Origin of the sequence: Xanthomonas cannabis pv. cannabis, assembly GCF_000802365.1 — a bacterium.
Taxonomy (GTDB): domain Bacteria; phylum Pseudomonadota; class Gammaproteobacteria; order Xanthomonadales; family Xanthomonadaceae; genus Xanthomonas; species Xanthomonas cannabis.
The window spans coordinates 1-543 of the sequence record NZ_JSZE01000223.1; the positions used below are offsets into that span (position 1 = coordinate 1).

The following is a 543-nucleotide window of genomic DNA, read 5'->3' on the forward strand; positions in this document are numbered from 1 at the left end:
TTGCATGGCCTGGCTTGTGATGCCGTTCGTAAAATCCATGTCCAGCACCATGCCAAGCCCCTTGACCGCCCAGAGCGATCCAGCGACCTTGGCGACCATCTTCGTACAAATGGACACCATGACGTCCAGCACGCCCATCGAGAACATCGTACCGGTGCAATAGAGCAACAATTTCTGAAACAATTACGAACAAAGCTCAAAAGCACTGTTTTAAAAACTCTTAAAAAATGGATCTGAACAAACGGAGTACACTAATTTACAGGAGTTACCTGAATTTTTCTTGCAAGAGATGTCAGATGTTTGCTGAGCAGCCTCCAATCAGGCCCACTCTCGATAGTTTAGACACCCCCTCCAATCACTTGCGACATACCAATACAAGAATTTCTAAACGTATATTTGATCACGCATCCTTCTGAACTATCTGCACAGACGTCTATGGCAGATTTCATTGCTTCACGTTTACTTAACTTACCTGAAGAGGTGCCCATCGTACCATTAGGTGACATAGCGAATGCTCCCCAGGTTTTTATCCATTTACCGGCC

General features: G+C 45.5%; 1 protein-coding gene. It reads right to left on the reverse strand.

The features are described 5' to 3' along the window. Nucleotides 1-338: 338 nt before the first annotated feature. Nucleotides 339-543: DUF4189 domain-containing protein (locus tag OZ10_RS21910; RefSeq protein WP_139051380.1), on the reverse strand; the 205-nt coding region annotated here is incomplete at its 5' end.